The sequence below is a fragment of the Bradyrhizobium sp. Leo114 genome, assembly GCF_055229415.2.
In genome coordinates, this window is sequence record NZ_JBUYEN020000054.1 from 12755 (window position 1) to 35198 (window position 22444).

Here is a 22444-nt window from a genome sequence, read left to right on the forward strand (position 1 = left end):
GCTTATGGGGGATGAAGTTTACCACCCCAGCCATTCCGGCTTGCGCGGCAGCTCCACGGTCTTGACCTTCTCGAGCCTGATCACGCCCTTGCCCATGAGGTCGTTGAGATCGCCGTCGGTCGAGCCCGTGACCTTGGAGCGGTAGAGATCGACCTTCGTGGTCGGGCGATGGTCCTTCTCGGTCCAGGTCGAGGCGTTGCAGACGCCCTCCATGCCTGATGGCACCCAGTCCTTCTTCTGGTGGAAGCCTTTCGCGACGTTCTCGCCGGTGGCACCGCCGTTCTTGTCGGCCCATTCGATCGCCTCCTTCATGTAGAGAGCGGAGCAGACCGCGGCGATGTAGTGCACGGGACGGTAAATCTTGCCGGAAGGATCCGACATTTTGGAGATTTCCATCACCGTCTTCATGCCGGGCGCATCGCCGCCCCAGCCGACCGCCGTGCGCAGCGGGAAGATCACGCCCTCGGCGGCATCGCCGGCGGTCTTGGCCGCGTTCTCATCCATGCCCCAGACGTTGCCGAGGAACTGCACGTCGGCGCCCGCCGCCTTGCACGCCTTTAGCACGGAGATGTTGGAAGCCGCCGTATTGCCGAGATAGGCGTAATTGGCGCCGGAGCTCTTCAGGCTGAGGCATTGCGCGGAGTAGTCGCCGGGGGTGAGCGCGAACACCAGGGGCGGCAGCACCTCGAAGCCGAGTTCGGTGGCCATGGCTTCGCCGGCCGCCTTTGGTGCGTTCGGATAGGGGTGGTTGGCGCCCATATGGACGAATTTGGGCTTGCCCGGCTTGCCCTTGGCTTTCCAATCATCCGCCGCCCAGATCAGCATGGCGCGCAGCGAGTCAGAATAGCTCGGACCATAGAAGAAATTATAGGGCGCGGGCTTGGCCTTGCCGCTGCTGCCTACCGGATCGGTCAACGCTGCCGCGTAGGAGCCGGAGATATCCGGGATCTTGTCCTGGGCGAGGAAACCGGTCAGCGCCTCCGTGTCGGCGGTGCCCCAGCCCATGATCGCTGCGACCTTGCTGTCGGGCGCCGACCATTTCTTGTAAAGCGCGATCGCGCGCGGCACCTGATAGCCATAGTCGTTGGTATCGACATTGAGCTTCTTGCCGCCGATGCCGCCGTTCTTGTTGACCCACGCAAAGGTGTCGGCGACGGCCTGGCCGTAGGGTGTGCCGACATCAGAGGTGCCGCCTGAATAGTCGGCAAGGTGGCCGATCGCGATCTGGGCCTGCGCCGCCACGGATGCGCCGCCGATCAGCAGTGCCAACGAGGCCGTGCTCAAAAGGGATCTAATCGTCATGGTCTTTCCTCCTGTTATTCGTTGATACGTTTGTAGTTCTTGCCCGACCTTAATGCGAGAACGGGTAAAGTTTCCAATATGCCTTGATCTGCCGCCAGCGGTGCGCGAGCCCGTCCGGCTCGAACATCAGGAACGCGATGATGATCAGCCCGATCGCGATCTCGCGCAGGAACGTGATGTTGTTGTTGAGCTCCAGCGCCCTGTCGATCGCGCTCCCCTTCAATTGCAGGCTGAGCCACTCCATTGCCTCCGGCAGCAGCACCACAAAGGCCGTGCCCATCAGCGTGCCCATCACCGAGCCGGTGCCGCCGATGATAACCATGGCCAGGAACAGCACGGAGCGCTCGATGCCGAAGCCTTCCTGCGAGACGACAAGCTGATAGTGCGCATAGAGCGCGCCGGCGATGCCGGCGAAGAACGCGGCAATACCGAACGACAGCGTTCGGTATTTGGTGAGGTTGATGCCCATGATCTCAGCGGAAAGATAATGGTCGCGGATCGCGATCAGCGCGCGGCCGTCGCGCGTGCGCATCAGATTGGTGACCAGAAGATAGCTGACGATGAGGTAAGCCAGCACGACATAAAAATACTGGCGGTCGCCGCGCAGTGTGTAGCCGAACATCGAAAATGGCTCGGCGCTCGCCGGCACCGAGCCGCCGGAGAACCATTCGGCGCGGGAGAAGAAATCGAGCAGGATGTATTGTGCGGCGAGCGTGGCGATGGCGAGATAAAGTCCCTTGAGCCGTGCCGCCGGCACGCCGAAGATCAGGCCGACCAGCGCGGTGACGAGACCCGCAAGTGGAATGGCGAAGAACACCGGGATCGGCGCGTTGTTCGAGATATAGGCTGAAGTGAACGCGCCAAGCAGGAAGAATGCTGCGTGGCCGATCGAGATCTGCCCGGTGAAGCCGACCAGCACGTTGAGGCCGAGCGCCGCGATTGCGAAGATGCCAATCTGGATCGAGATGCTGAGCCAGTAGTTCGAGAAGACGTAAGGCGCAAGGCAAGCCAGCACGATGCCGGCGATCGCGAAATTGCGGCTGGTGATGGTCGGAAAGATCGTGGTGTCGGCCGCATAGGTGGTGCGGAAGTCGCCGGAGGGGATTAGGGAACGCGTCGCCATGGTCAGACCCGCTCAATGTCTTTGGTGCCGAACAGGCCGTAGGGCTTGATCATGAGGATGATGATCAAGACGTAGAACGGCGCGATCTCGTAGAGATTACCCCAGTGCAGGTACTGGCTGTCGACATACTGCGCGACATTCTCGAGCAGCCCGATGATGATGCCGCCGAGCACTGCGCCGCCGACCGAATCGAGCCCGCCGAGGATCGCCGCCGGAAATACCTTGATGCCGTAGGCGGAGAGGCCGGAAGAGACGCCGTTGACGACGGCCACGACGACGCCCGCGACCGCCGATACGGTCGCCGAGATCGCCCAGGCCATCGCGAACACGCTTTTCACGGAAATGCCGAGCGACTGCGCGACCTGCTGGTTGTAGGCGGTGGCCCGCATCGCCAAGCCGTATTTGGAGGCGCGGAAGAACCAGGCCATGCCGATCATCATCGCGATGGAAACCACGAGACTCATCACGTAGACGGTCTGGATCTGGAGGCCGAACAGGTGGACAGATTGGCTCTGGAACACACGCGGGAACGGCTGCGGATTGACACCGAACATCCATTTCAGCGCGGCCTGGAACACTGTCGAGAGCCCGATCGTCACCATGATGACGGAGATGATAGGCTCGCCGATCATTGGCCGCAGGATCACGATCTGGATCGCGATGCCGAAGATGAACATGAACACCAGCGTGAGCGGCATGCCCAGCCAGAACGGCACCTGGTATTTGGCGAGCAGTGCCCAGCACACCCAGGCGCCGATCAATAGCAGTTCGCCTTGCGCGAAGTTCACGACCTGCGTCGCCTTGTAGATCAGCACGAACGACATCGCGACCACGCCGTAGAGCGTGCCGACCACGAGGCCGTTGATCAGGAGCTGGAGCAGGAATTGGGGGTTCATGTTGATTTGCGACTAACGAAAGAGAGGAACGTCGCTGCACCCTCTCCCCTTGTGGGAGAGGGTGGCTTCGCGAAGCGAAGCCGGGTGAGGGGTTGTCTCCGCATCGGAAGTGTGGAGAGGGAACCCCTCACCCTGTCGAGGCCTTGTCTGCCTGCGGAGCAGCCCTCTCCCACAAGGGGAGAGGGCACCACAACTCGCATCGCGCGTTGCTGTTGCTGATCGCTCATTCCGCAGCCTCCGCGGTCATCGCAGATGCGAGATCCACCACCTTCAGCGTGGTCCGCACGCGCTGGGTCGTGCCATCCTGGAAGCGGATCACCGTATCGACCGGAATGTTCGCGTCGCCGCGATAGATCGCGTCGATGATGTCGGCGTATTTCTCGTTGATGACGCCACGGCGCACTTTTCGGGTGCGGGTCAGTTCGCCGTCGTCGGCGTCGAGTTCCTTGTAGAGCAGCAGGAAGCGGGAAATCCGTTGGGCCGGCGGCAGCGAGGCGTTGACGGTCTCGACTTCCTTCCGCAACAGCGCATAGACCTCGGGACGCGAGGAGAGATCGCTATAAGTCGTGAACGAGATCCGGCTCTTCTCCGCCCATTTCGAGATGATGGAGTAGCGGATACAGATCATGGAGGCGAGCGCGTCGCGGCCGGCGCCGAGCACCACCGCTTCCGCGATATAGGGCGAGAACTTCAGCTTGTTTTCGATATATTGTGGCGAGAAGCGATCGCCGCGCGAGGTCTCGGCGAGATCCTTGATACGGTCGATCACCACGAGCTGGTTGTTATCGTTGAAATAGCCGGCATCACCGGAGCGCATCCAGCCATCCTGGATGTCCGCCACAGATGCCTCCGGGTTCTTGTAATACCCTAAGAACATGTTGGGGTGGCGCACCACGATCTCGCCGACGCCGTTGACATCGGGATTGTCGACCCGGATCTCGATCGTCTCGGCCATCGCGATGCCCGTGGTATCGGGATCGACTGCGCCGGGCGGATGCAGCGTATAGGCGCCGAGCAATTCGGTCTGGCCATAGAGCGTACGCAGCGGCACGCCCATTGCCCGGAAGAATTTGAAGGTGTCGGGGCCGAGCGCGGCGCCGCCGGTGGCTGCCGAACGCAGCCGAGTGAACCCGAGCCGGTCGCGGAGCGCGCGGAATAGAAGCTGGTCGGCGACGACCGAGCGCTTGCCCTGCTCGAGCGCGGCAAGTCCCGTCTTCATACCGAGCTCGTAGAGCCTTTGCTTCAACGGCGACGAGTCCATCACGTCGGCGCGCACGTCTGCCGCGATCGCCTCCCATACCCGAGGCGCGAACAGCACGAAGGTCGGCGCGATTTCGCGGAAATCGTGCATCATGGTGTCGGGCTCTTCGACGAAGTTGACCTTCATCCGGCAGAGCAGACCTTTGCCGAGCGCGTAGACCTGCTCCATGATCCAGGGCAGCGGCAGCACCGACACATATTCGTCGTCAGGTCCCTTCGGATCGAAGGAGAGATAGGTCGCGCAGTGCTTGAGCACGCGGCCGGCCGCAAGCATCGCCAGCTTCGGATTGGCCGTCGTGCCGGATGTCGTGCAGAGGATCGCGACATCCTCGCCGCCAGTGGCATCGACCAGCGCATCATAGAGGCCCGGCTCGGACGCGGCGCGCTCGCGGCCGAAGCCGGCAAGCTTGCTCGCTTCCATCAGGCGCGGGTCGTCATATTTCCGCATGCCGCGCGGATCGGAATAGATGATGTGCTTCAAGTGCGGCGCGCGGTCGGCGAGCCCCAGCAGCTTGTCGACTTGCTCCTCGTCCTCGGCGAACACCAGCTTCGCCTCGCCATAGTTCAGGAGGTAGGCCGCTTCCTCATCGAGCACGTCGCGGTAAAGTCCAAGGCTCATGCCGCCGATCGCGTGGGTGGCGATCTCGGCGGCCACCCAGTCCGGACGGTTGTCGCCGATGATGCCGATCACGTCGCCGTGGCCCAGCCCCAGTTCGATCATGCCGAGCGCGAAATCGCGCACGCGGGCCTGGTAATCGTCCCAGGTGAATTCGCGCCACAGGCCGAGATCCTTCTCGCGCAGCGCAATCTCGCGGCCATGCTCCCTTGCATTCAGCCGTAATATCTTCGGGAAGGTGTCGGCCTGCGCGGCGCGTCCGGCATGGTCCATCATGCCACGCTCTCCCGCGCTAGCGGCACGTGATCAGGATCGATCAGTGCCTCGTCCTCTTCGCCGAGATAGGCGCGCTTGACATGGGGATCGGCGAGCACGGTCGCAGGATCGCCCTCGGCGATCTTGCGGCCGAAATCGAGCACCATGACGCGGTGGGAGATGTCCATCACCACGCCCATGTCGTGCTCGATCATCACGACGGTCATGCCGAACTCTTCGTTGAGATCGACGATGTAGCGCGTCATGTCCTCCTTCTCTTCGAAGTTCATGCCGGCCATCGGCTCGTCCAGCAGGATCAATTGCGGCTCGAGCGCCATCGCGCGGGCAAGTTCCACGCGCTTGCGCAGGCCGTAGGGAAGCGTGCCGGCGGTCGCCTTGCGCACCGATTGCAGGTCGAGGAAATCGATGATCTCCTCGACCTTGCGGCGATGATCGAGTTCCTCGCCCCGCGCGCCGGTCAGCCAGTACAGCGATCCAGTGATGAAATTGTTCTTCAGCAGGTGATGGCGGCCGACCATGATGTTATCGAGCACGCTCATGTGATGGAACAGCGCGAGATTCTGGAAGGTGCGGCCGATGCCGAGCGAGGGCCGGGCGTTCGGATTGAGACCCGTGATATCCTTGCCGCGATAGAAAAGCTGACCTTCGGTCGGCTTGTAGCGGCCGGAAATGCAGTTGACGATCGAGGTCTTGCCGGCGCCGTTGGGGCCGATGATGGAGAACAATTCGCCGGGCTTGATGCCAAAGCTCACTTCGGTCAGCGCACGGACGCCACCAAAGCGCAGCGACACCCCGCGCACCTCCAACGTGTAATCCACCTATTCCCTCCAGAAGCGGCGCTTCACGCGCTCTGTGTCTCTTGTTGCAAAGACAGCGATAATCTTACATCGGCCGTTCCGGCTAAGCCATCCGACTAATGGTGCCTCGTTCCACTGCGGACCCCACCGTTCATGCGCGGTAACGCCGCAGCCGGCACTTTGCCCCGTCCGCACTTCCACGCGTGTCGTGCAGATGACATTGCGCCGGTAGCCCTCCATAGGGCAAAGCGATACGGTGAAATGTCTTGTGCCCGACAATTGGCCGCCAAATTTCGTTCGGCCTGTGTATTGTTGCGACGCAACATAACGAGACGGACGACAGTCAACGGGATCATGATTGCTGCCGATTACCTGAAGCGCATCGCGGCCTGGTCGCGTGAGCTGGATGACCGCGAGATCGAGGTCGCGCGCAGCGGCATTACCGAGAAATCCTATGGCACCAATGAATTCATCTTCATGCGCGGCGACCGTTTTGACTATTGGACCGGCGTGGTGACGGGGCTGGCGCGGATGGGCATCGTCTCCCGCGGCGGCAAGGCCGCAAGCTTCGCCGGATTGACCGCCGGCGCCTGGTTCGGCGAGGGGTCGGTGCTGAAGAACGAAGCGCGGCGTTACGATGTGGTGGCGCTGCGTGACACGCGGCTGGCCATGATGGACCGCAAGACCTTCGTCTGGCTGTTCGAGAACAGCGTGGCGTTCAACCGTTTCCTGGTGGCGCAGCTCAACGAGCGGCTTGGCCAGTTCATTGCGCTGCTGGAATATGGCCGTACCCTGGATGCGACCGCGCGAGTGGCGCGTTCCATCGCCTCCCTGTTCAATCCAATTCTCTACCCCGAGCTGTCGCGCCATCTCGAGATCACGCAGGAGGAAATCGGAGCGCTTTCCGGCATCTCGCGGCAGAATGCGAACCAGTGCCTGAAGCGGCTGGAGAAGGAGGGGCTCCTCCGGCTGGAATATGGCGGCGTGACCATCGTCGACCTCGAACGTCTCCGCCACTACGGCGAATAGTCCAGCCGGCTGGCCTGGCGCAGCTTGCCCGAAAGCTCGCGCCTAACGTCCTGAATCCAAACGGGGTTATGGCATTAGACTTCGCGGAGGCCGGATGCTACAGACCGGACCATTCGCAACCTGGCGCAGTTCCGCGCCCTCGGAGAGGACATGCCGGTTCAGGACTCCAAGCGACGTGTCGCGCTGATCACGGGCGCCACCGGTCAGGACGGCGCTTACCTCGCTGAATATCTGCTTGGCCTTGGCTACACCGTCCATGGCATCAAGCGTCGCTCGTCGTCGTTCAATACGGCGCGCGTCGATCATCTCTACCAGGATCCCCATGTCGGCAACGTGCCGTTCCTGCTGCACTATGGCGATATGACGGACTCGACCAACCTGATCCGGCTGATGCAGCAGATCAGGCCGACCGAGATCTATAACCTCGCCGCGCAAAGCCATGTCGGGGTCAGTTTCGAAAGCCCGGAATATACGGCGAATGCCGATGCCATCGGCGTGCTGCGCCTCTTGGAGGCGATCCGCATCCTCAACATGGAGAAGGAGACGCGGTTCTATCAGGCCTCGACATCGGAGCTTTACGGCCTGGTTCAGGAAGTGCCGCAGCGGGAAACCACGCCGTTCTATCCGCGTTCGCCTTATGGCGTGGCGAAGCTTTACGGCTACTGGATCACGGTGAACTACCGCGAGGCCTACGGCATGTACGCTTCGAACGGCATCCTGTTCAACCATGAGAGCCCGATTCGCGGCGAGACCTTCGTTACCCGCAAGATCACCCGCGGCGTCGCCCGCATCGAGGTCGGGCTCGAGGACACGCTCTATCTCGGCAATCTCGAGGCCAAGCGCGACTGGGGTCATGCGCGGGATTATGTCGAGGGTATGCACAGGATCCTGCAGGCGGATGCTCCCGACGATTTCGTGCTGGCGACTGGCGAGACGCGCTCGGTGCGCGAATTCGTGGAACTTGCGTTTGCCGAAGTCGGCCGCGGAATCGAGTGGCGCGGGAAGGGCGTTGACGAGGTCGGGGTCGACACAAAATCCGGCAAGACCGTGGTCCGTATCGACCCGACTTATTTCCGGCCGACCGAGGTCGACCTCTTGATCGGCGACGCCAGCAAGGCGCGCGCAAAGCTCGGCTGGAAGCCGAAGACCGGCTTTGCCCAGCTCGTGAAGGAGATGGTCGCGAGCGACCTCGCCGAGGCCAGGCAGGAGGCCGCCAATGGCAAGCACGCCGTTTGAGCTGAAAGGCAAGACGGTCTTTGTCGCCGGCCATCGTGGCATGGTCGGCTCGTCGCTGGTGCGACGGCTTGCACAGGAGGATGTCGAGGTTCTGACGGTGCCGCGCGGCGAAGTCGATCTGCGCGACCAGGCCGCGGTCAACCGGTGGTTTGCCGCCAGGCGGCCGCAGGTGGTGTTCCTGGCGGCGGCGAAAGTCGGTGGCATCGCCGCCAACGACCTGCTGCGCGCCGAGTTCCTCTACGACAATCTGGCGATCGCAACCAACGTGATCCACGCGGCTCACGTCAACGGAACCGAGAAGCTGATGTTCTTCGGCTCCTCCTGCATCTATCCTCGCTTGGCGCCACAGCCGCTGCGCGAGGACTCGATGCTGACCGGGCCGCTGGAGCCGACCAATGAGCCCTATGCGATTGCCAAGATCGCGGGCATCAAGATGGCGGAAACCTATCGCAGCCAGTACGGCGCGGATTTCATCAGCGTGATGCCCACCAATCTGTATGGTCGCGGTGATAATTATCACCCCGAATACAGCCACGTCGTCGCGGCCTTGATCCGCCGTTTCCATGAGGCGAAAGCGTCCGGGGCGAAGAGTGTTGCGGTCTGGGGCACCGGCACGCCGCGGCGCGAATTCCTCTATGTCGACGATCTCGCCGACGCCTGCATCCACCTGATGAAGGTCTATTCCGACAGCGGCTTGGTCAATATCGGCACCGGCAAGGACATCACGATCGCGGAATTCGCCCGGGTCGTCGCCGCGACGGTCGGCTATGAGGGCGAGATCAGCTATGATACTTCGCGGCCCGACGGCACGCCGCGCAAATTGCTCGACGTCAGCCGGCTGGCCGCGCTTGGCTGGCAAGCGAGGACATCGCTGGAAGACGGCATCAGGCTCGCCTATCGGGCATACCTGAGCGAGACCCTGCAGGCGGCGGAATAGCGCCCCAGCCTCACAGCCCGTCATTGCGAGCCAACGGGTCGCGCGAACGCGCGCCCGATGACAGGTTCCGCGAAGCAATCCATCTCTCCACGTGCGGAGGCATGGATTGCTTCGTCGCTTTGCTCCTCGCAATGACGGCGAAGAGAGTGGTTACCTCGTCCCCACTCGCGGCGGATGTTTTGCGAGTGCCACCGCCATCGCCGAGATCAGCGGCTTCATGAAGTAGGCGTCGTTCGCCGGCGCGATGTCGGTGCGCAGGCCGTGCGAGGCGAGCTCGCCGGAAACCGCCGGCCCCACCGAGGCGATCGAGGTTCGGTCTAGGCCCTGACGCAACCTGTCCTCAGAGCCGCGCGCCCGCGCGGCTTCGAACAGCCGGCGCACCTGGCCGAGATTGGTCAACGCGATCGCATCGATCCGGCCCTCCGCCATCTCGTCGATGGCGGCGACGATGTTGGCGTCGGCAGCCTTGGGATCGTAGACATAGGGCAGCACGGTATCGACCTCCGCACCCTGGGCTTTGATCGCGCCGATCAATGCGTTGTGATCCTTGTCCGGATAGAGCTGGAGGCCGAGGCGATGGCCCTTCAGGTCGATCCGGGACAGCATCTCGATGACGCCCTCCGAGGTCGGTTTCTCCGTCGTCACCTGCGGCTCGAGCCCGATTTCGCGCAACGCACGGCCGGGCTTTGGGCCACGGGCGAATTTGCGGGCCTTGCTCAGCGCTGCAATGAATTCCTGCTCGACGCCGACGCGGCGCACGACCTTCATCAAGCGCCGCAGGCCCTCGCCGGTCATCAGCACCAGATCGTCGAATGGCTTTTCGATACAGCGCCTGATCCAGGCTTCGATCGGCGCCGGATCCGGCGCATCGTGGATCGCGAACATCGGACATTGCAGCACGTCGGCTCCCTGTTCGGTGAGCAGCCGGGAGAATTGCGCCTCCTCGCGTGTCTCCAGGATCAGGATGCGGTAGCCGTTCAGCCGGTCAGCCATGATGTGCCTCTCGTAGAGTTTAATTTGGCCCCTGCTGCGGGATTGGCGCAAGGGCGACGGCGGTGGTACAGCAGGGCCCGCAAATCCGCGGTTCCTGCGGCTGCCCAAGCCTTAATCAATCAAGCCCTCATCGGCCAAACCCCAATCAGCCAAGTCTCGATCCATCGCCATGTCCGACCCCCAATTTGTCCTGACTCTGTCCTGCCCCGACCGTCCCGGTATCGTCTCGGCGGTCTCGACCTTTCTCGCGCATAATGGTCAGAACATCCTGGACGCCCAACAGTTCGACGATATCGAAACCAAGAAATTCTTCATGCGGGTGGTCTTCACCGCCGCCGACCTCGCGGTCGAATTGTCGGCGCTGCAGACCGGCTTTGCCGCAATCGCCGAGCGTTTCGGCATGGTTTGGCAGATGCGCGACCGCGCAAGCCGCCGCCGTGTGATGCTGCTGGTCTCCAAATCCGATCACTGCCTGGTCGATATCCTCTATCGCTGGCGCACCGGCGAATTGCAGATGATCCCGACCGCGATCGTCTCCAACCACCCCCGCGAGACCTACAACCACCTCGATTTCGGTGATATCCCGTTCCACTACCTGCCCGTGACCAGGGAGACCAAACGCGAGCAGGAAGCCGCGGTCTGGAAGCTCGCGGAGGACACGAATACCGACCTCGTCGTGCTCGCGCGCTACATGCAGATCCTGTCGGACGAATTGTCGGCAACGCTCGCCGGCCGCTGCATCAATATCCACCATTCGTTCCTGCCGGGCTTCAAGGGTGCGCGCCCCTACCACCAGGCCCATGAGCGCGGCGTCAAACTAATCGGCGCCACCGCGCATTACGTCACCGGCGACCTCGACGAAGGGCCGATCATCGACCAGGACGTCGAGCGCATCAGCCACCGCGATACGCCCGACGATCTCGTCCGCAAGGGCCGGGATATCGAGCGCCGGGTGCTGGCCCGCGCGATCCGCTACCATCTCGAGGACCGCGTGATCCCCAACGGCCGCAAGACGGTGGTGTTCGTCGACTGAGCGCAGTTGCGCTCGTCAGTCCTCAATGAGCGGTGTCCTGCGAGGTCGGTGCCGGCTTATTTTCGTCGCCTCGCTCAGCCGCAGGCATCATCCGCTTGCGTTCTCGCTCGCGCATGAATTCGTCATATTTGGCGGTCCCCGGCCGGGGTGGGGCGTCGGCGGGCAGCCCGCCCGCCCAGGCCGGAATGAAGTCCGCCGCGCCGGCAGACAGCTTCTCGTTGACGGTACCGCATCCGGCCAAGGCGCAGCCTGTCAGAGCGAGGGCGAAGAGGGTTGCGAGAGGGCGGGCGCTGGTTGGCATCGCAATGCAGGGTGTCTTGCGTTTGAAGATTTGGACCTAACTACGCGAACCATTGGCGCGGGTCAGCGGAGCCTCGTTTCGAAATGGTAAGATAGCCGTATCAGGTCTTGTTGGAGGTATTATTGAACCTTAAGCTATCGGCAGCTCCTGGCGGTCAGCGCGCAGGTACCATCCATACGTCGGCTTGACAAACCGGTGCCGGACGACGCCATTCGCCGCGCTACACCGCCGAACAATCTGGGCTATGGTGAGGCAGGGCCGGGGACTCGGTTCGATCCGCAAGAACGATGAGGGGGAGAGGCGTTCATGTTCAACCGCCGTCAATTGTTGCTGGCTGCAGGCGCCATTGCCGCCGCAGCGGCCGTCGTGCCCGTCCGGGCGGAGGAAACGGTCAAGGTCGGCCTGATCGTGCCGATGACCGGCGGGCAAGCCTCGACCGGCAAACAGATCGACAACGCGATCAAGCTCTACATGCAGCAGAAGGGGGACACGGTCGCCGGCAAGAAGATCGAGATCATCCTGAGGGACGATGCCGCGGTTCCCGACAATACCAAGCGGCTCGCCCAGGAGCTGATCGTCAACGAGAAGGTCAACATCATTGCCGGTTTCGGCGTCACCCCGGCCGCGCTCGCCGCGGCGCCCCTGGCGACCCAGGCGAAAGTTCCGGAAATCGTGATGGCGGCCGGCACCTCGATCATTACCGAGCGCTCGCCCTATATCGTCCGCACCAGCTTCACGTTGCCGCAGTCTTCCACCATCATCGGCGATTGGGCGGTCAAGAACGGCATCAAGAAGGTGGCCACGCTGACCTCGGACTACGCGCCCGGCAATGACGCACTCGCTTCCTTCAAGGAGCATTTCGTGGCCGGCGGCGGCGAGATCGTCGAAGAGGTCAAGGTGCCGCTCGCTAATCCCGACTTCGCGCCATTTCTGCAACGGATGAAGGATTCCAAGCCGGACGCCATGTTCGTGTTCGTGCCGGCCGGGCAGGGCGGCAACTTCATGAAGCAATATGCCGAGCGCGGGCTGGACAAGAGCGGCATCAGGGTGATCGGCCCAGGTGACGTCATGGACGACGATCTCCTCAATAATATGGGCGATGCCGCGCTCGGCGCGGTCACCGCGCATCTCTATTCCGCCGCACATCCCTCGCAGACCAACAAGGAATTCGTGGCCGCCTACAAGAAGGCGTTCAACAACCGGCCCGGCTTCATGGCGGTGGGCGGCTATGATGGCATCCATCTTATCTACGAAGCCCTGAAGAAGACCGGCGGTGACGTGACCGGCGACAAGTTGATTGCGGCGATGAAGGGGATGAAGTGGGAGAGCCCGCGGGGGCCGATCTCGATCGACCCTGAGACGCGCGACATCGTGCAGAACATCTATATCCGCAAGGTCGAGAAGGTTGACGGCGAACTCTACAACGTCGAATTCGCGACCTTCGAAGCCGTGAAGGACCCCGGCAAGACCAAGAAGTGACTCCGCGCTCGTCATTATCGGATGCGCGCCGCGTTCTCTCCACGTCATGCCCGGGCTTGTCCCGGGCATCCACGCTGTTCTCTGCAGGGAGAAAGACGTGGATGGCCGGGACAAGCCCGGCCATGACGCGGTCGCTGGACGTGCGCCACTCTTCAATATTGGCTGATCGGGGATGAAATGACCTCGCTCTTCACCATCCTGTTCGACGGCATTGCCTACGGCATGCTGCTGTTCGTGCTCGCCTGCGGGCTCGCGGTGACGCTCGGACTGATGAATTTTGTCAATCTCGCGCACGGCGCCTTCGCGATGGCCGGCGGCTACATCTGCGCGGTGCTGGTGAATAATTCCGGCTGGCCGTTCTTTGCGGCGCTGCCGCTCGCCTTCGTCGGCAGTGCCGCGGTTGGCGTGGTCCTTGAGCGAACGCTGTACCGTCATCTCTACGCGCGCAGCCATCTCGACCAGGTGCTGTTCTCCATCGGTCTCGTTTTCGTGTCGATCGCGGCGGTCGACTACACCATGGGCTCGTCGCGGGTCTTCATCAAATTGCCGGCGGCCCTCGAGGGGCAGTTCGATGTGTTCGGGGTCGGCATCGGTCGCTACCGGCTGATGATCATCGTGATCTGCGGTTTGCTCACGGTCGCGCTGCAATTGATCCTGGCGCGGACGCGCTTCGGCAGCCGCCTGCGCGCGGCGGTCGATGATCCCCGTGCCGCGATCGGGCTCGGCATCAATGTGCCGCAGGTCTTCGCTTTCACCTTCGCCTTCGGTTGCGGGCTGGCCGGGCTCGGCGGCGCGTTGAGCGCGGAGATCCTCGGCCTTGATCCTTATTTCCCGCTCAAATTCATGATCTACTTTCTGATCGTGGTCACGGTGGGCGGCTCCTCCTCGATCACCGGCCCATTCCTGGCGTCGCTCTTGCTCGGCATCGGCGATGTCGCCGGCAAGTATTATGTCCCGAAGATGGGACCCTTCGTGATCTACACGATCATGATCGCGATCCTGATCTGGCGTCCGAACGGCCTGTTCGGCCGCACGGCCGCGCGCTGAGGGGTGCGATGAGCACGCTTCCCGACGTTTCCACGCATGTGGTTGCCGGCGCCCGCTGGCGACCGGGCGAGATTGCCTTCTGGATCGTGGTCGTCGCCTGCGGCTTCCTGTTTCCATCCCGCTACCTGATCATGACCGAGATCGTGCGGCTCGCTTTGTTCGCGCTGTCGCTCGACCTGATCCTTGGCTATGCTGGCATCGTCTCGCTCGGGCATGCCGCATTCTTCGGCGTCGGCGCCTATTCCGCGGGGCTGCTGGCGCTGCACGGTATCATCAGCGAGCCGGTAGTCGCGCTCGTGGTCGCAGGCCTTGCTGCCATGGTGCTCGGCTTCTTCACGAGCTTTCTTGTCATCCGCGGCGTCGATCTGACGCGGCTGATGGTCACGCTCGGCATCGCGCTGCTCCTGGAGGCGCTCGCCGAACGCTTCTCCGATATCACCGGCGGTACCGACGGATTGCAAGGCATCGAGATGCAGCCGATCCTCGGCCGCTTTGCGTTCGACATCTTCGGCCAGACCGGCTTCTTCTACTCGCTGATCGTGCTGTTCCTCCTGTTCGTGCTGGCCCGGCGGATCGTGCATTCGCCGTTCGGGCTGTCGCTGCGCGCGATCAGGAACAACCCGCTGCGCGCCGCCGCGATCGGTATTCCCGTCAATCGCCGATTGATCGCGATTTATACCGTCTCGGCGTTCTATGCCGGCGTCGCCGGCGCGCTGTTCACGCAGACCACGGCGCTGGCTTCGCTCGACGTGTTCTCGTTCGAGCGTTCGGCGGATTTGATGCTGATGCTGGTCATCGGCGGCACCGGCTATCTCTATGGCGGGCTGATCGGCGCCGTCGTGTTCAAGATGCTGCAGGAGCTGTTTTCGACCATCACGCCGCAATATTGGCTGTTCTGGATCGGGCTGGTGCTGGTCGTGATCGTTCTGGTCGGCCGCGCCCGCATCCATCGTTGGGCGCTTTGGCTGCCCAACCTCATCATCCGGCAATTTACCGGTCGCCGGGCCGTTGTCGTGGTTCCCGAAAGCGATCCGTCATGATGATCGCGCTGGAAACCAGGGGACTGGAAAAAACCTTCGGCGGCTTGCGCGTCACGCGCGACCTTTCGCTCCGGATCGAGCAGGGCGCCCGCCACGCTTTGATCGGGCCGAACGGGGCCGGCAAGACCACGGTGATCAATCTGCTCACCGGGGTCCTGCGGCCCAATGCCGGCCGCATCCTGCTCGAAGGCAACGACATCACCAACCTGCCGGTGCACAAGCGCGTGCTGCGTGGCCTGTCGCGTACGTTCCAGATCAACCAGCTCTATCCCGATCTCACCCCACTGGAGACCATTGGGCTCGCGGTCTCCGAACGGATGGGACGCGGCGGCGACTGGTGGCGGCGGATGGGGACGCGGGTAGACGTCAATGCCGAGATCGTCGAGATCCTGGCGCGGTTTCATTTGCTCGACGTCATGAACGAGCCCACCGTCACTTTGCCCTATGGCAAGCAGCGCCTGCTCGAGATCGCGGTCGCGATTGCCACCAGACCCCGCGTGCTGCTGCTCGACGAGCCGGCCGCCGGCGTACCCGAAATCGAGCGCCACGACATTCTGACCGCTGTCGCCGCGCTGCCGCGCGAGGTAACGGTGCTCCTGATCGAGCACGACATGGATCTCGTATTCTCCTTCGCCGACCGCATCTCGGTGCTGGTCAACGGTGCGCTATTGACCGAAGGTCCGCCGGATGCCGTGGCGCGCGACCCGCAAGTGAAGGCGGTCTATCTCGGCGAGGCGGCCGATGCCTGAGCTGCTCGCGATCGAGGGCCTGCGTGCTGGCTATGGCGAGGCGGTGGTGCTGCCGGGCGTGACGCTGTCGCTCCCCGAAGGCCAGGTGCTGGCGCTGCTCGGGCGCAACGGCACAGGCAAGACCACGCTGATCAATTCCATCGTCGGCGTCACCCGCCGTTTCGGCGGCCGCATTGCGCTGGCCGGGCAGGACATCACGGCGCTGCGTCCGGATCAGCGGGCCCGCGCTGGGGTCGGCTGGGTGCCGCAGGAACGCAATATCTTTCGCTCCCTCACGGTCGAGGAGAATATGACCGCCGTGGCCCAGCCGGGGCCATGGACGGTGGAGAGGATCTACCGGATGTTCCCCCGGCTGAAGGAGCGGCGCGGCAATTTCGGCAACCAGCTCTCCGGTGGCGAGCAGCAGATGCTGGCGATCGGCCGCGCGCTGACCTTGAACCCAAAGGTGCTGCTCTTGGACGAGCCGACAGAGGGACTGGCGCCGATCATCGTTGAGGAATTGCTGAAAGCGCTCGGCACGATCACCCGCTCTGGTGGTATCTGCTCGATCATCGTAGAACAGCACGCGCAAAAGGTTCTGGGGCTCGCGGACCGCGTCGTGATATTGGAACGCGGCACAATCGTGCACGATGCGGCAAGCGATGCCTTGAAAGCCGATCCCACGGTGCTCGAGCGGCATCTTGGGGTCTCCGGCGCCAAAGCGCATTAATTCCGTCCCTAGGGAGTCGAAACCATGCAACGAACAAAACCTCCTTTCCGCGCCGACGAGGTCGGCAGCCTGCTGCGGCCACCGAAGATCAAGGAGGCGCGCGCCAAGCTTGAAAAGGGCGAGATCACGCCCGAGGATCTGCGCAAGATCGAGGACATCGAGATCGAGAAGGTCGTGCACCGCCAGGCCTCCACCGGGCTGAAGCTCGCGACCGACGGTGAATTCCGTCGCTCCTGGTGGCACTTTGATTTTCTCGCCAAGCTGACCGGCTGCGAACTGTTCCACCCGGACGCCGGCATCCAGTTCGCAGGCGTGCAGACGCGCCATGACGCAATCCGCGTGATCGACAAATTGGATTTCCCCGACGACCACCCGATGCTCGATCACTTCAGGTTTCTGAAGAAATACGCCGACCAGGCTCATGTCACGGCCAAGATGACGATCCCGGCGCCGTCGGTGCTGCACTTCCGCGGTGGCCGCAAGCTGATCTCGAAGGAGGTCTATCCCGACCTCGAACCGTTCTTCGAGGATCTCGGCAAGACCTACCGCAAGGCCGTGAAGGCGTTTTATGACGCCGGCTGCCGCTATCTGCAGTTCGATGACACGGTGTGGGCCTATCTCTGCTCGCAGGACGAATTGCAGAAGGCGCGCGAGCGCGGCGACAATCCCGATGGCCTGCAGGAGATCTACGCCCGCGTCATCAACTACGCGATCGCGGACCGTCCGTCCGACATGGTGATCTCGACCCATGTCTGCCGCGGCAATTTCCGTTCCACCTGGATTTCGTCCGGCGGCTACGAGCCGGTGGCGGAAACGCTGCTCGGCGGCACTAACTACGATGGCTATTTCCTTGAATATGATTCCGACCGTGCCGGCGGTTTCGAGCCGCTGCGCTATTTGCCAAAGGGCAACAAGGTCGTGGTGGTCGGCGTCATTACTTCCAAATTCGGCGAGCTCGAGAGCAGGGACGCCATCAAGCGACGTCTGGAGGAAGCTTCCAAATTTGCGCCGCTCGACCAGCTCGCGCTCTCGCCGCAATGCGGCTTCGCCTCGACCGAGGAAGGCAACATCCTCTCCGAAGACGAGCAATGGGCGAAGCTCAGGCTCGCGGTGGAAGTCGCCGAAGAGGTGTGGGGCAGGTAGCCGCCGCCTGCCGTCACTGCGAGCACCGCTTTCTCCCCTGTCATTGCGAGCGAAGCGAAGCAATCCATGGCCTCGACAAGTGGTGAAATGGATTGCTTCGCTTCGCTCGCAATGACGGCGCGATTGCGCATTCCACTCGCCCTGTGGCGGGAGAGGCTAGGGGGTTCAAAGAGTGGGAAATTTGTGCTAAGAAGACATCACGCTCTATCGCTGCCCACTGGCGTCCCACTCTCTTGGCCCGATGAAGAACGACCAAATCCTGAGCCAGATCACTGACTTCTGCCGGGGGGCCGACATGGCCGAGTCCACGTTCGGCCGGCGTGCGGTCAATGACGGCAAGCTGGTGCACCGGCTGCGGGAGGGCAAAAAGATCACCATTGACACGCTGGACCGCATCCAGGCCTTCATTGCCACCTCGACGCCGGGCGGTGTGGCGCCGCCGCGGGGGCTGGTGGTGCCGCTGGAGAAGCGCGATCCGCGGCAGAATTTCCGTTTTTTCGAGAACCGGCAGCGGTATTTGCTGTTCGTCCATACCTGCGGCGAGAAGCGGGTGATCGCGCAGCGGGTGGCGCTGGAGCTTTCCGCCATCCATCCCCGGCCGCCGGCGCTGCGGGTGTTCGACGCCGGCGTCGGCGATGGCACGGTGCTGGCGCGGGTGCTGCGCGCCATGCATAGCCGCTTTCCTCATATGCCGTTCTACGTGGCTGGCAAGGAACTCAGCCTGGAGGACGTCCGGCTGACCCTCGACAAGGTGCCGGACCGGCTGTTCGAGCACCCTTCGACCGTGTTCGTGCTGACCAACATGTATTACGACGAGGCGCCCTGGCTGACCCCCAAATCCCCGGTGGCGGCCGCCAGCACGCTCTGGCACGAGGTGCCGCTGCGGGGCGGCTCGTCGGGCGAATTCGAGGCCCAGATCGCGGAACTCGGCCCGTTTCTCGAGCAGAATTGGCGTGCCCGCGTCAGCCCACGATCCGGGATGCCCATCTATGAGCGTCCGGTGGTTTTGGTGCTCTACCGGGAGGACCAGAGATTCCTGCTCGATTCGATCATCCCGCGGGCCGGCAAGACCGAGGCCAATTTCGACCTCGTCATCGCATCCCAGCCATACCGGGCGAAATCCTCGGTGAATTTCCGGGCCAAGCGCATCATTGCGCCACTGGCGCGCGCCTTGGGCAGCGGCGGTCGCCTGATCGGTATTCACTCCCATGGCGACGATCCGGGTTTGGAAATTATCCAGGCCGTGTGGCCCGGAGAAAATCCTTTCGCCGTCAGCCGCCATGAGATACTGCGCGCGGTCAAATACGAGCTGGGGTCGGCCGGGCGCGACCTTAACTTTAACGCATACGCGGATAACCGCTCGATCTTTCGCTATGATATGGAAGCCTTGCCTAACGAGGTCACCGGCTCGATCGGAACCTCGACTGCCTTTGCAGCGTGGAACGCGGCGGTGTATGTCGCCCAGGTTGAAGACGACCGGTTGGCGGAGTTGGCGGAAAGCGGCCGAACTCTCGAAGCCACCCGCGACGTTCTGCGCAAACATAATGGGCTTTGGTTCTACGACGAATCCTACGTCATCTCGCGTCGCCGGGACTGACATGTCAGGAACACACTCACACAAACGTCGGAAGTCGACATAACAAGGGGTTTGCTTGATGCGCGCGTCTTACCTGTTCACCAGCGAGTCGGTCTCCGAAGGGCATCCAGACAAGGTCTGCGACCGGATCTCGGACGAGATCGTCGATCTGTTCTATCGGGAAGGGCCGAAAGCCGGCATCGACCCGTGGCAGATCCGCGCCGCCTGCGAAACGCTCGCCACGACCAACAAGGTGGTGATCGCCGGCGAAACCCGTGGGCCCCAGTCGGTAACCAACGACCAGATCGAAAGCACCGTCCGCGAGGCGATCAAGGACATCGGCTACGAGCAGGAGGGCTTCCACTGGAAGAACTGCGACATCGAGATCCTCCTGCATCCGCAGTCGGCCGATATCGCGCAGGGCGTCGACGCGCTGCAGCCGGGCGAGAAGAAGGAAGAGGGGGCGGGCGACCAGGGCATCATGTTCGGTTACGCCACCAATGAGACGCCGGACCTGATGCCGGCGCCGATCTTCTATGCCCACAAGATCCTGCGGCTGATTTCCGAAGCGCGCCACTCCGGCCGCGAGAAGGTTTTGGGGCCAGACTCCAAGAGCCAGGTCACCGTGCAGTACGAGAACGGCAAGCCGGTCGGCGTGCGCGAGATCGTGGTCTCGCACCAGCATCTGGTCGAGGATCTCTCCTCCAATCAGGTTCGCGACATCGTCGAGCCCTATGTGCGCGAGGCGCTGCCGAAGGAGTGGATCAACGGCAAGACCATCTGGCACATCAACCCGACCGGCAAGTTCTTCATCGGCGGCCCCGATGGCGACTCCGGTCTCACCGGCCGCAAGATCATCGTCGACACCTATGGCGGTGCGGCCCCGCATGGCGGCGGCGCTTTCTCCGGCAAGGATCCGACCAAGGTCGACCGCTCGGCCGCCTATGCCGCGCGCTATGTGGCCAAGAACATTGTCGCCGCCGGTCTCGCCGACCGCTGCACCCTGCAGCTCGCTTACGCGATCGGCGTGGCGCGGCCGCTGTCGATCTACATCGACACCCATGGCACCGGTAAGGTGCCGGAGGACAAGCTCGAGAAGGCGGTGGCGCAGGCGATGGACCTGACCCCGCGCGGCATCCGCACCCATCTCGACCTCAACCGTCCGATCTACGCGCGGACCTCGGCCTACGGTCATTTCGGCCGCACGCCCGACAATGAGGGCGGCTTCTCCTGGGAGAAGACCGATCTCGTCGAGCCGCTCAAGCGCGCAGTCTAAGCAGCGTACGTCATTCCGGGGCGCTCGCGAGAGCGAGCAAACCCGGAATCCTTGTCCATCATTTTGAGATTCCGGGTTCGCCTCTTCGAGGCGCCCCGGAATGACGAGTTTAACAACAGGAATCTCGCGATGAACGCCCCGACAAAGCCTGGCTTCACCGACTATATCGTCAAGGACATCTCGCTCGCCGACTTCGGCCGCAAGGAAATCTCGCTCGCAGAAACCGAGATGCCCGGGTTGATGGCGACACGTGAGGAGTTCGGCCCCAAGCAGCCCCTGAAGGGCGCGCGTATTGCCGGCTCCCTGCACATGACCATCCAGACCGCTGTCTTGATCGAGACGCTGGCCGCGCTCGGCGCCGACATCCGCTGGGTCTCCTGCAACATCTATTCGACCCAGGACCACGCCGCGGCCGCGATCGCTGCTGCCGGCATTCCGGTGTTCGCGGTGAAGGGCGAGACGCTCACCGAATACTGGGACTACACCGCCAAGCTGTTCGACTGGCACGGCGGCGGCACGCCCAACATGATCCTCGACGACGGCGGCGACGCCACCATGCTGGTGCATGCCGGCTACCGCGCCGAGCAGGGCGACACGGCTTTCCTCGACAAGCCCGCCTCTGAGGAAGAAGAGATCTTCTACGCGCTGATCAAGCGGCTCCTGAAGGAGAAGCCGAAGGGCTGGTTCGCCGAGATCGCCAAGAACATCAAGGGCGTCTCCGAGGAGACGACGACGGGCGTGCACCGCCTCTACGAGATGGCGAACAAGGGCACGCTGCTGTTCCCGGCCATCAACGTCAACGACAGCGTTACCAAGTCGAAGTTCGACAACCTCTATGGGTGCCGCGAGTCGCTGGTCGACGGCATCCGCCGCGGCACCGACGTGATGTTGTCGGGCAAGGTCGCGATGGTCGCGGGCTTCGGCGACGTCGGCAAGGGCTCGGCGGCTTCGCTGCGCCAGGCCGGCTGCCGCGTGATGGTCTCCGAGGTCGATCCGATCTGCGCGCTGCAGGCGGCGATGGAAGGCTATGAGGTCGTGACCATGGAAGATGCCGCGCCGCGCGCCGACATCTTCGTTACCGCCACCGGCAACAAGGACATCATCACCATCGAGCACATGCGCGCGATGAAGGATCGTGCCATCGTCTGCAACATCGGCCACTTCGACAACGAGATCCAGATCGCGTCGCTGCGCAATCTGAAATGGACCAACATCAAGCCGCAGGTCGACGAGATCGAATTCCCCGACAAGCACCGCATCATCCTGCTGTCGGAAGGCCGCCTCGTGAACCTCGGCAACGCCATGGGCCATCCGTCCTTCGTGATGTCGGCCTCCTTCACCAACCAGACGCTGGCGCAGATCGAGCTGTTCGCCAACAACAAGAACGGCAAGTACGAGAAGAAGGTCTACGTGCTGCCGAAGACGCTGGACGAAAAGGTCGCCCGCCTGCACCTCGCCAAGATCGGCGTCAAGCTGACCGAGCTGCGCAAAGACCAGGCCGACTATATCGGCGTCAAGACGGAAGGGCCGTACAAGTCGGATCATTACCGCTACTGATCCAGGCTCTCTGGGATCCTTCTGCGTCATGGCCGGGCTTGTCCCGGCCATCCACGTTCTGGCTTGACT

Annotated in this window: 20 protein-coding genes; 13 read left to right on the plus strand and 7 right to left on the minus strand. The window is 62.8% G+C overall.

The annotated features are described in order from the left end of the window. Positions 1-18 precede the first annotated feature (18 nt). The 5 genes from ACZIRK_RS38090 to ACZIRK_RS38110 form a co-directional block, all read right to left on the minus strand. On the minus strand, positions 19-1302 hold the full coding sequence (locus tag ACZIRK_RS38090) for an ABC transporter substrate-binding protein (RefSeq protein WP_474419252.1): 1284 nt from the start codon (positions 1300-1302) through the stop codon (positions 19-21). A gap of 49 nt (positions 1303-1351) precedes the next feature. Next, positions 1352-2425 (minus strand): branched-chain amino acid ABC transporter permease, encoded by a 1074-nt coding sequence (locus tag ACZIRK_RS38095; RefSeq protein WP_130227079.1) that lies wholly within the window; start codon positions 2423-2425, stop codon positions 1352-1354. A gap of 2 nt (positions 2426-2427) precedes the next feature. Then, positions 2428-3321 carry a branched-chain amino acid ABC transporter permease gene (locus ACZIRK_RS38100; RefSeq protein ID WP_474419253.1) on the minus strand — a complete coding sequence of 298 codons (894 nt, stop codon included), beginning with the start codon at positions 3319-3321 and terminating at the stop codon, positions 2428-2430. Between the two features lie 223 nt (positions 3322-3544). Then, a complete protein-coding gene (locus ACZIRK_RS38105) occupies positions 3545-5473 on the minus strand; it encodes an AMP-binding protein (protein WP_474419254.1) in 1929 nt (642 codons plus the stop codon). After that, the gene (locus tag ACZIRK_RS38110; protein WP_474419255.1) at positions 5470-6291 is read right to left on the minus strand and encodes an ABC transporter ATP-binding protein; all 822 of its coding nucleotides are present in this window, start codon (positions 6289-6291) and stop codon (positions 5470-5472) included. Before ACZIRK_RS38110 ends, ACZIRK_RS38105 begins: the two co-directional genes overlap by 4 nt. Before the next feature lie 333 nt (positions 6292-6624). Here ACZIRK_RS38110 and ACZIRK_RS38115 point away from each other — a divergent pair, with 333 nt between their 5' ends. The 3 genes from ACZIRK_RS38115 to fcl all read left to right on the plus strand — a co-directional run bounded on the left by ACZIRK_RS38115 (position 6625) and on the right by fcl (position 9472). After that, positions 6625-7299, plus strand: coding sequence for a Crp/Fnr family transcriptional regulator (locus ACZIRK_RS38115; protein WP_474419256.1), 675 nt, complete (start codon positions 6625-6627; stop codon positions 7297-7299). 150 nt (positions 7300-7449) lie between these two features. Continuing rightward, the gene (gene gmd, locus ACZIRK_RS38120) at positions 7450-8535 is read left to right on the plus strand and encodes a GDP-mannose 4,6-dehydratase (protein ID WP_130227074.1); all 1086 of its coding nucleotides are present in this window, start codon (positions 7450-7452) and stop codon (positions 8533-8535) included. Beyond that, positions 8516-9472 carry a GDP-L-fucose synthase gene (fcl, locus tag ACZIRK_RS38125; protein ID WP_474419257.1) on the plus strand — a complete coding sequence of 319 codons (957 nt, stop codon included), beginning with the start codon at positions 8516-8518 and terminating at the stop codon, positions 9470-9472. Before gmd ends, fcl begins: the two co-directional genes overlap by 20 nt. 150 nt (positions 9473-9622) lie before the next feature. On the opposite strand, the gene ACZIRK_RS38130 is transcribed toward fcl, so the two are convergent. Continuing rightward, complete coding sequence (locus ACZIRK_RS38130) at positions 9623-10465, minus strand: uroporphyrinogen-III synthase (RefSeq protein ID WP_474419258.1); 843 nt, start codon at positions 10463-10465, stop codon at positions 9623-9625. Positions 10466-10634: 169 nt separating this feature from the next. Between ACZIRK_RS38130 and purU the strand changes: the two genes are divergently transcribed. Continuing rightward, positions 10635-11498 carry a formyltetrahydrofolate deformylase gene (purU, locus tag ACZIRK_RS38135; protein WP_474419259.1) on the plus strand — a complete coding sequence of 288 codons (864 nt, stop codon included), beginning with the start codon at positions 10635-10637 and terminating at the stop codon, positions 11496-11498. 22 nt (positions 11499-11520) lie between these two features. Here purU and ACZIRK_RS38140 read toward each other — a convergent pair whose 3' ends face one another. Further along, on the minus strand, positions 11521-11799 hold the full coding sequence (locus ACZIRK_RS38140) for a hypothetical protein (protein WP_028164929.1): 279 nt from the start codon (positions 11797-11799) through the stop codon (positions 11521-11523). Positions 11800-12105: 306 nt separating this feature from the next. Between ACZIRK_RS38140 and ACZIRK_RS38145 the strand changes: the two genes are divergently transcribed. The 9 genes from ACZIRK_RS38145 (at position 12106) to ahcY (ending at position 22375) form a co-directional block, all read left to right on the plus strand. Beyond that, a complete protein-coding gene (locus ACZIRK_RS38145; RefSeq protein ID WP_474419260.1) occupies positions 12106-13278 on the plus strand; it encodes an ABC transporter substrate-binding protein in 1173 nt (390 codons plus the stop codon). Positions 13279-13455: 177 nt separating this feature from the next. After that, the gene (locus ACZIRK_RS38150; RefSeq protein ID WP_474419261.1) at positions 13456-14325 is read left to right on the plus strand and encodes a branched-chain amino acid ABC transporter permease; all 870 of its coding nucleotides are present in this window, start codon (positions 13456-13458) and stop codon (positions 14323-14325) included. An 8-nt stretch (positions 14326-14333) separates the two neighbouring features. Beyond that, positions 14334-15365, plus strand: a complete 1032-nt coding sequence (locus tag ACZIRK_RS38155) for a branched-chain amino acid ABC transporter permease (protein ID WP_474419262.1) — start codon at positions 14334-14336, stop codon at positions 15363-15365. After that, complete coding sequence (locus ACZIRK_RS38160) at positions 15362-16114, plus strand: ABC transporter ATP-binding protein (protein ID WP_474419263.1); 753 nt, start codon at positions 15362-15364, stop codon at positions 16112-16114. Before ACZIRK_RS38155 ends, ACZIRK_RS38160 begins: the two co-directional genes overlap by 4 nt. Beyond that, complete coding sequence (locus ACZIRK_RS38165) at positions 16107-16823, plus strand: ABC transporter ATP-binding protein (RefSeq protein ID WP_474419264.1); 717 nt, start codon at positions 16107-16109, stop codon at positions 16821-16823. The genes ACZIRK_RS38160 and ACZIRK_RS38165 overlap by 8 nt, the downstream gene beginning before the upstream one ends. Before the next feature lie 24 nt (positions 16824-16847). Then, positions 16848-17966, plus strand: coding sequence for a cobalamin-independent methionine synthase II family protein (locus tag ACZIRK_RS38170; RefSeq protein WP_208824341.1), 1119 nt, complete (start codon positions 16848-16850; stop codon positions 17964-17966). A gap of 241 nt (positions 17967-18207) precedes the next feature. Next, positions 18208-19563, plus strand: a complete 1356-nt coding sequence (locus tag ACZIRK_RS38175; protein ID WP_474419265.1) for a hypothetical protein — start codon at positions 18208-18210, stop codon at positions 19561-19563. Positions 19564-19621: 58 nt separating this feature from the next. Beyond that, positions 19622-20818: a methionine adenosyltransferase gene (gene metK, locus ACZIRK_RS38180; protein ID WP_474419266.1), complete on the plus strand. Its 1197-nt coding sequence runs from the start codon at positions 19622-19624 to the stop codon at positions 20816-20818. Between the two features lie 129 nt (positions 20819-20947). Next, positions 20948-22375: an adenosylhomocysteinase gene (gene ahcY / locus ACZIRK_RS38185; RefSeq protein ID WP_474419267.1), complete on the plus strand. Its 1428-nt coding sequence runs from the start codon at positions 20948-20950 to the stop codon at positions 22373-22375. Positions 22376-22444 lie beyond the last annotated feature (69 nt).

Coding starts and splice junctions, on each gene's coding strand:
- ACZIRK_RS38095 (WP_130227079.1), bottom strand. CDS start 2,425: ATGGCGACGCGTTCCCTAATCCCCTCCGGCGACTTCCGCACCACCTAT.
- ACZIRK_RS38145 (WP_474419260.1), top strand. CDS start 12,106: ATGTTCAACCGCCGTCAATTGTTGCTGGCTGCAGGCGCCATTGCCGCC.
- ACZIRK_RS38115 (WP_474419256.1), top strand. CDS start 6,625: ATGATTGCTGCCGATTACCTGAAGCGCATCGCGGCCTGGTCGCGTGAG.
- ACZIRK_RS38170 (WP_208824341.1), top strand. CDS start 16,848: ATGCAACGAACAAAACCTCCTTTCCGCGCCGACGAGGTCGGCAGCCTG.
- ACZIRK_RS38175 (WP_474419265.1), top strand. CDS start 18,208: ATGAAGAACGACCAAATCCTGAGCCAGATCACTGACTTCTGCCGGGGG.
- ACZIRK_RS38155 (WP_474419262.1), top strand. CDS start 14,334: ATGAGCACGCTTCCCGACGTTTCCACGCATGTGGTTGCCGGCGCCCGC.
- ACZIRK_RS38165 (WP_474419264.1), top strand. CDS start 16,107: ATGCCTGAGCTGCTCGCGATCGAGGGCCTGCGTGCTGGCTATGGCGAG.
- fcl (WP_474419257.1), top strand. CDS start 8,516: ATGGCAAGCACGCCGTTTGAGCTGAAAGGCAAGACGGTCTTTGTCGCC.
- ACZIRK_RS38105 (WP_474419254.1), bottom strand. CDS start 5,473: ATGATGGACCATGCCGGACGCGCCGCGCAGGCCGACACCTTCCCGAAG.
- metK (WP_474419266.1), top strand. CDS start 19,622: ATGCGCGCGTCTTACCTGTTCACCAGCGAGTCGGTCTCCGAAGGGCAT.
- ACZIRK_RS38150 (WP_474419261.1), top strand. CDS start 13,456: ATGACCTCGCTCTTCACCATCCTGTTCGACGGCATTGCCTACGGCATG.
- ACZIRK_RS38160 (WP_474419263.1), top strand. CDS start 15,362: ATGATGATCGCGCTGGAAACCAGGGGACTGGAAAAAACCTTCGGCGGC.
- ACZIRK_RS38090 (WP_474419252.1), bottom strand. CDS start 1,302: ATGACGATTAGATCCCTTTTGAGCACGGCCTCGTTGGCACTGCTGATC.
- ACZIRK_RS38130 (WP_474419258.1), bottom strand. CDS start 10,465: ATGGCTGACCGGCTGAACGGCTACCGCATCCTGATCCTGGAGACACGC.
- ahcY (WP_474419267.1), top strand. CDS start 20,948: ATGAACGCCCCGACAAAGCCTGGCTTCACCGACTATATCGTCAAGGAC.
- gmd (WP_130227074.1), top strand. CDS start 7,450: ATGCCGGTTCAGGACTCCAAGCGACGTGTCGCGCTGATCACGGGCGCC.
- purU (WP_474419259.1), top strand. CDS start 10,635: ATGTCCGACCCCCAATTTGTCCTGACTCTGTCCTGCCCCGACCGTCCC.
- ACZIRK_RS38140 (WP_028164929.1), bottom strand. CDS start 11,799: ATGCCAACCAGCGCCCGCCCTCTCGCAACCCTCTTCGCCCTCGCTCTG.
- ACZIRK_RS38100 (WP_474419253.1), bottom strand. CDS start 3,321: ATGAACCCCCAATTCCTGCTCCAGCTCCTGATCAACGGCCTCGTGGTC.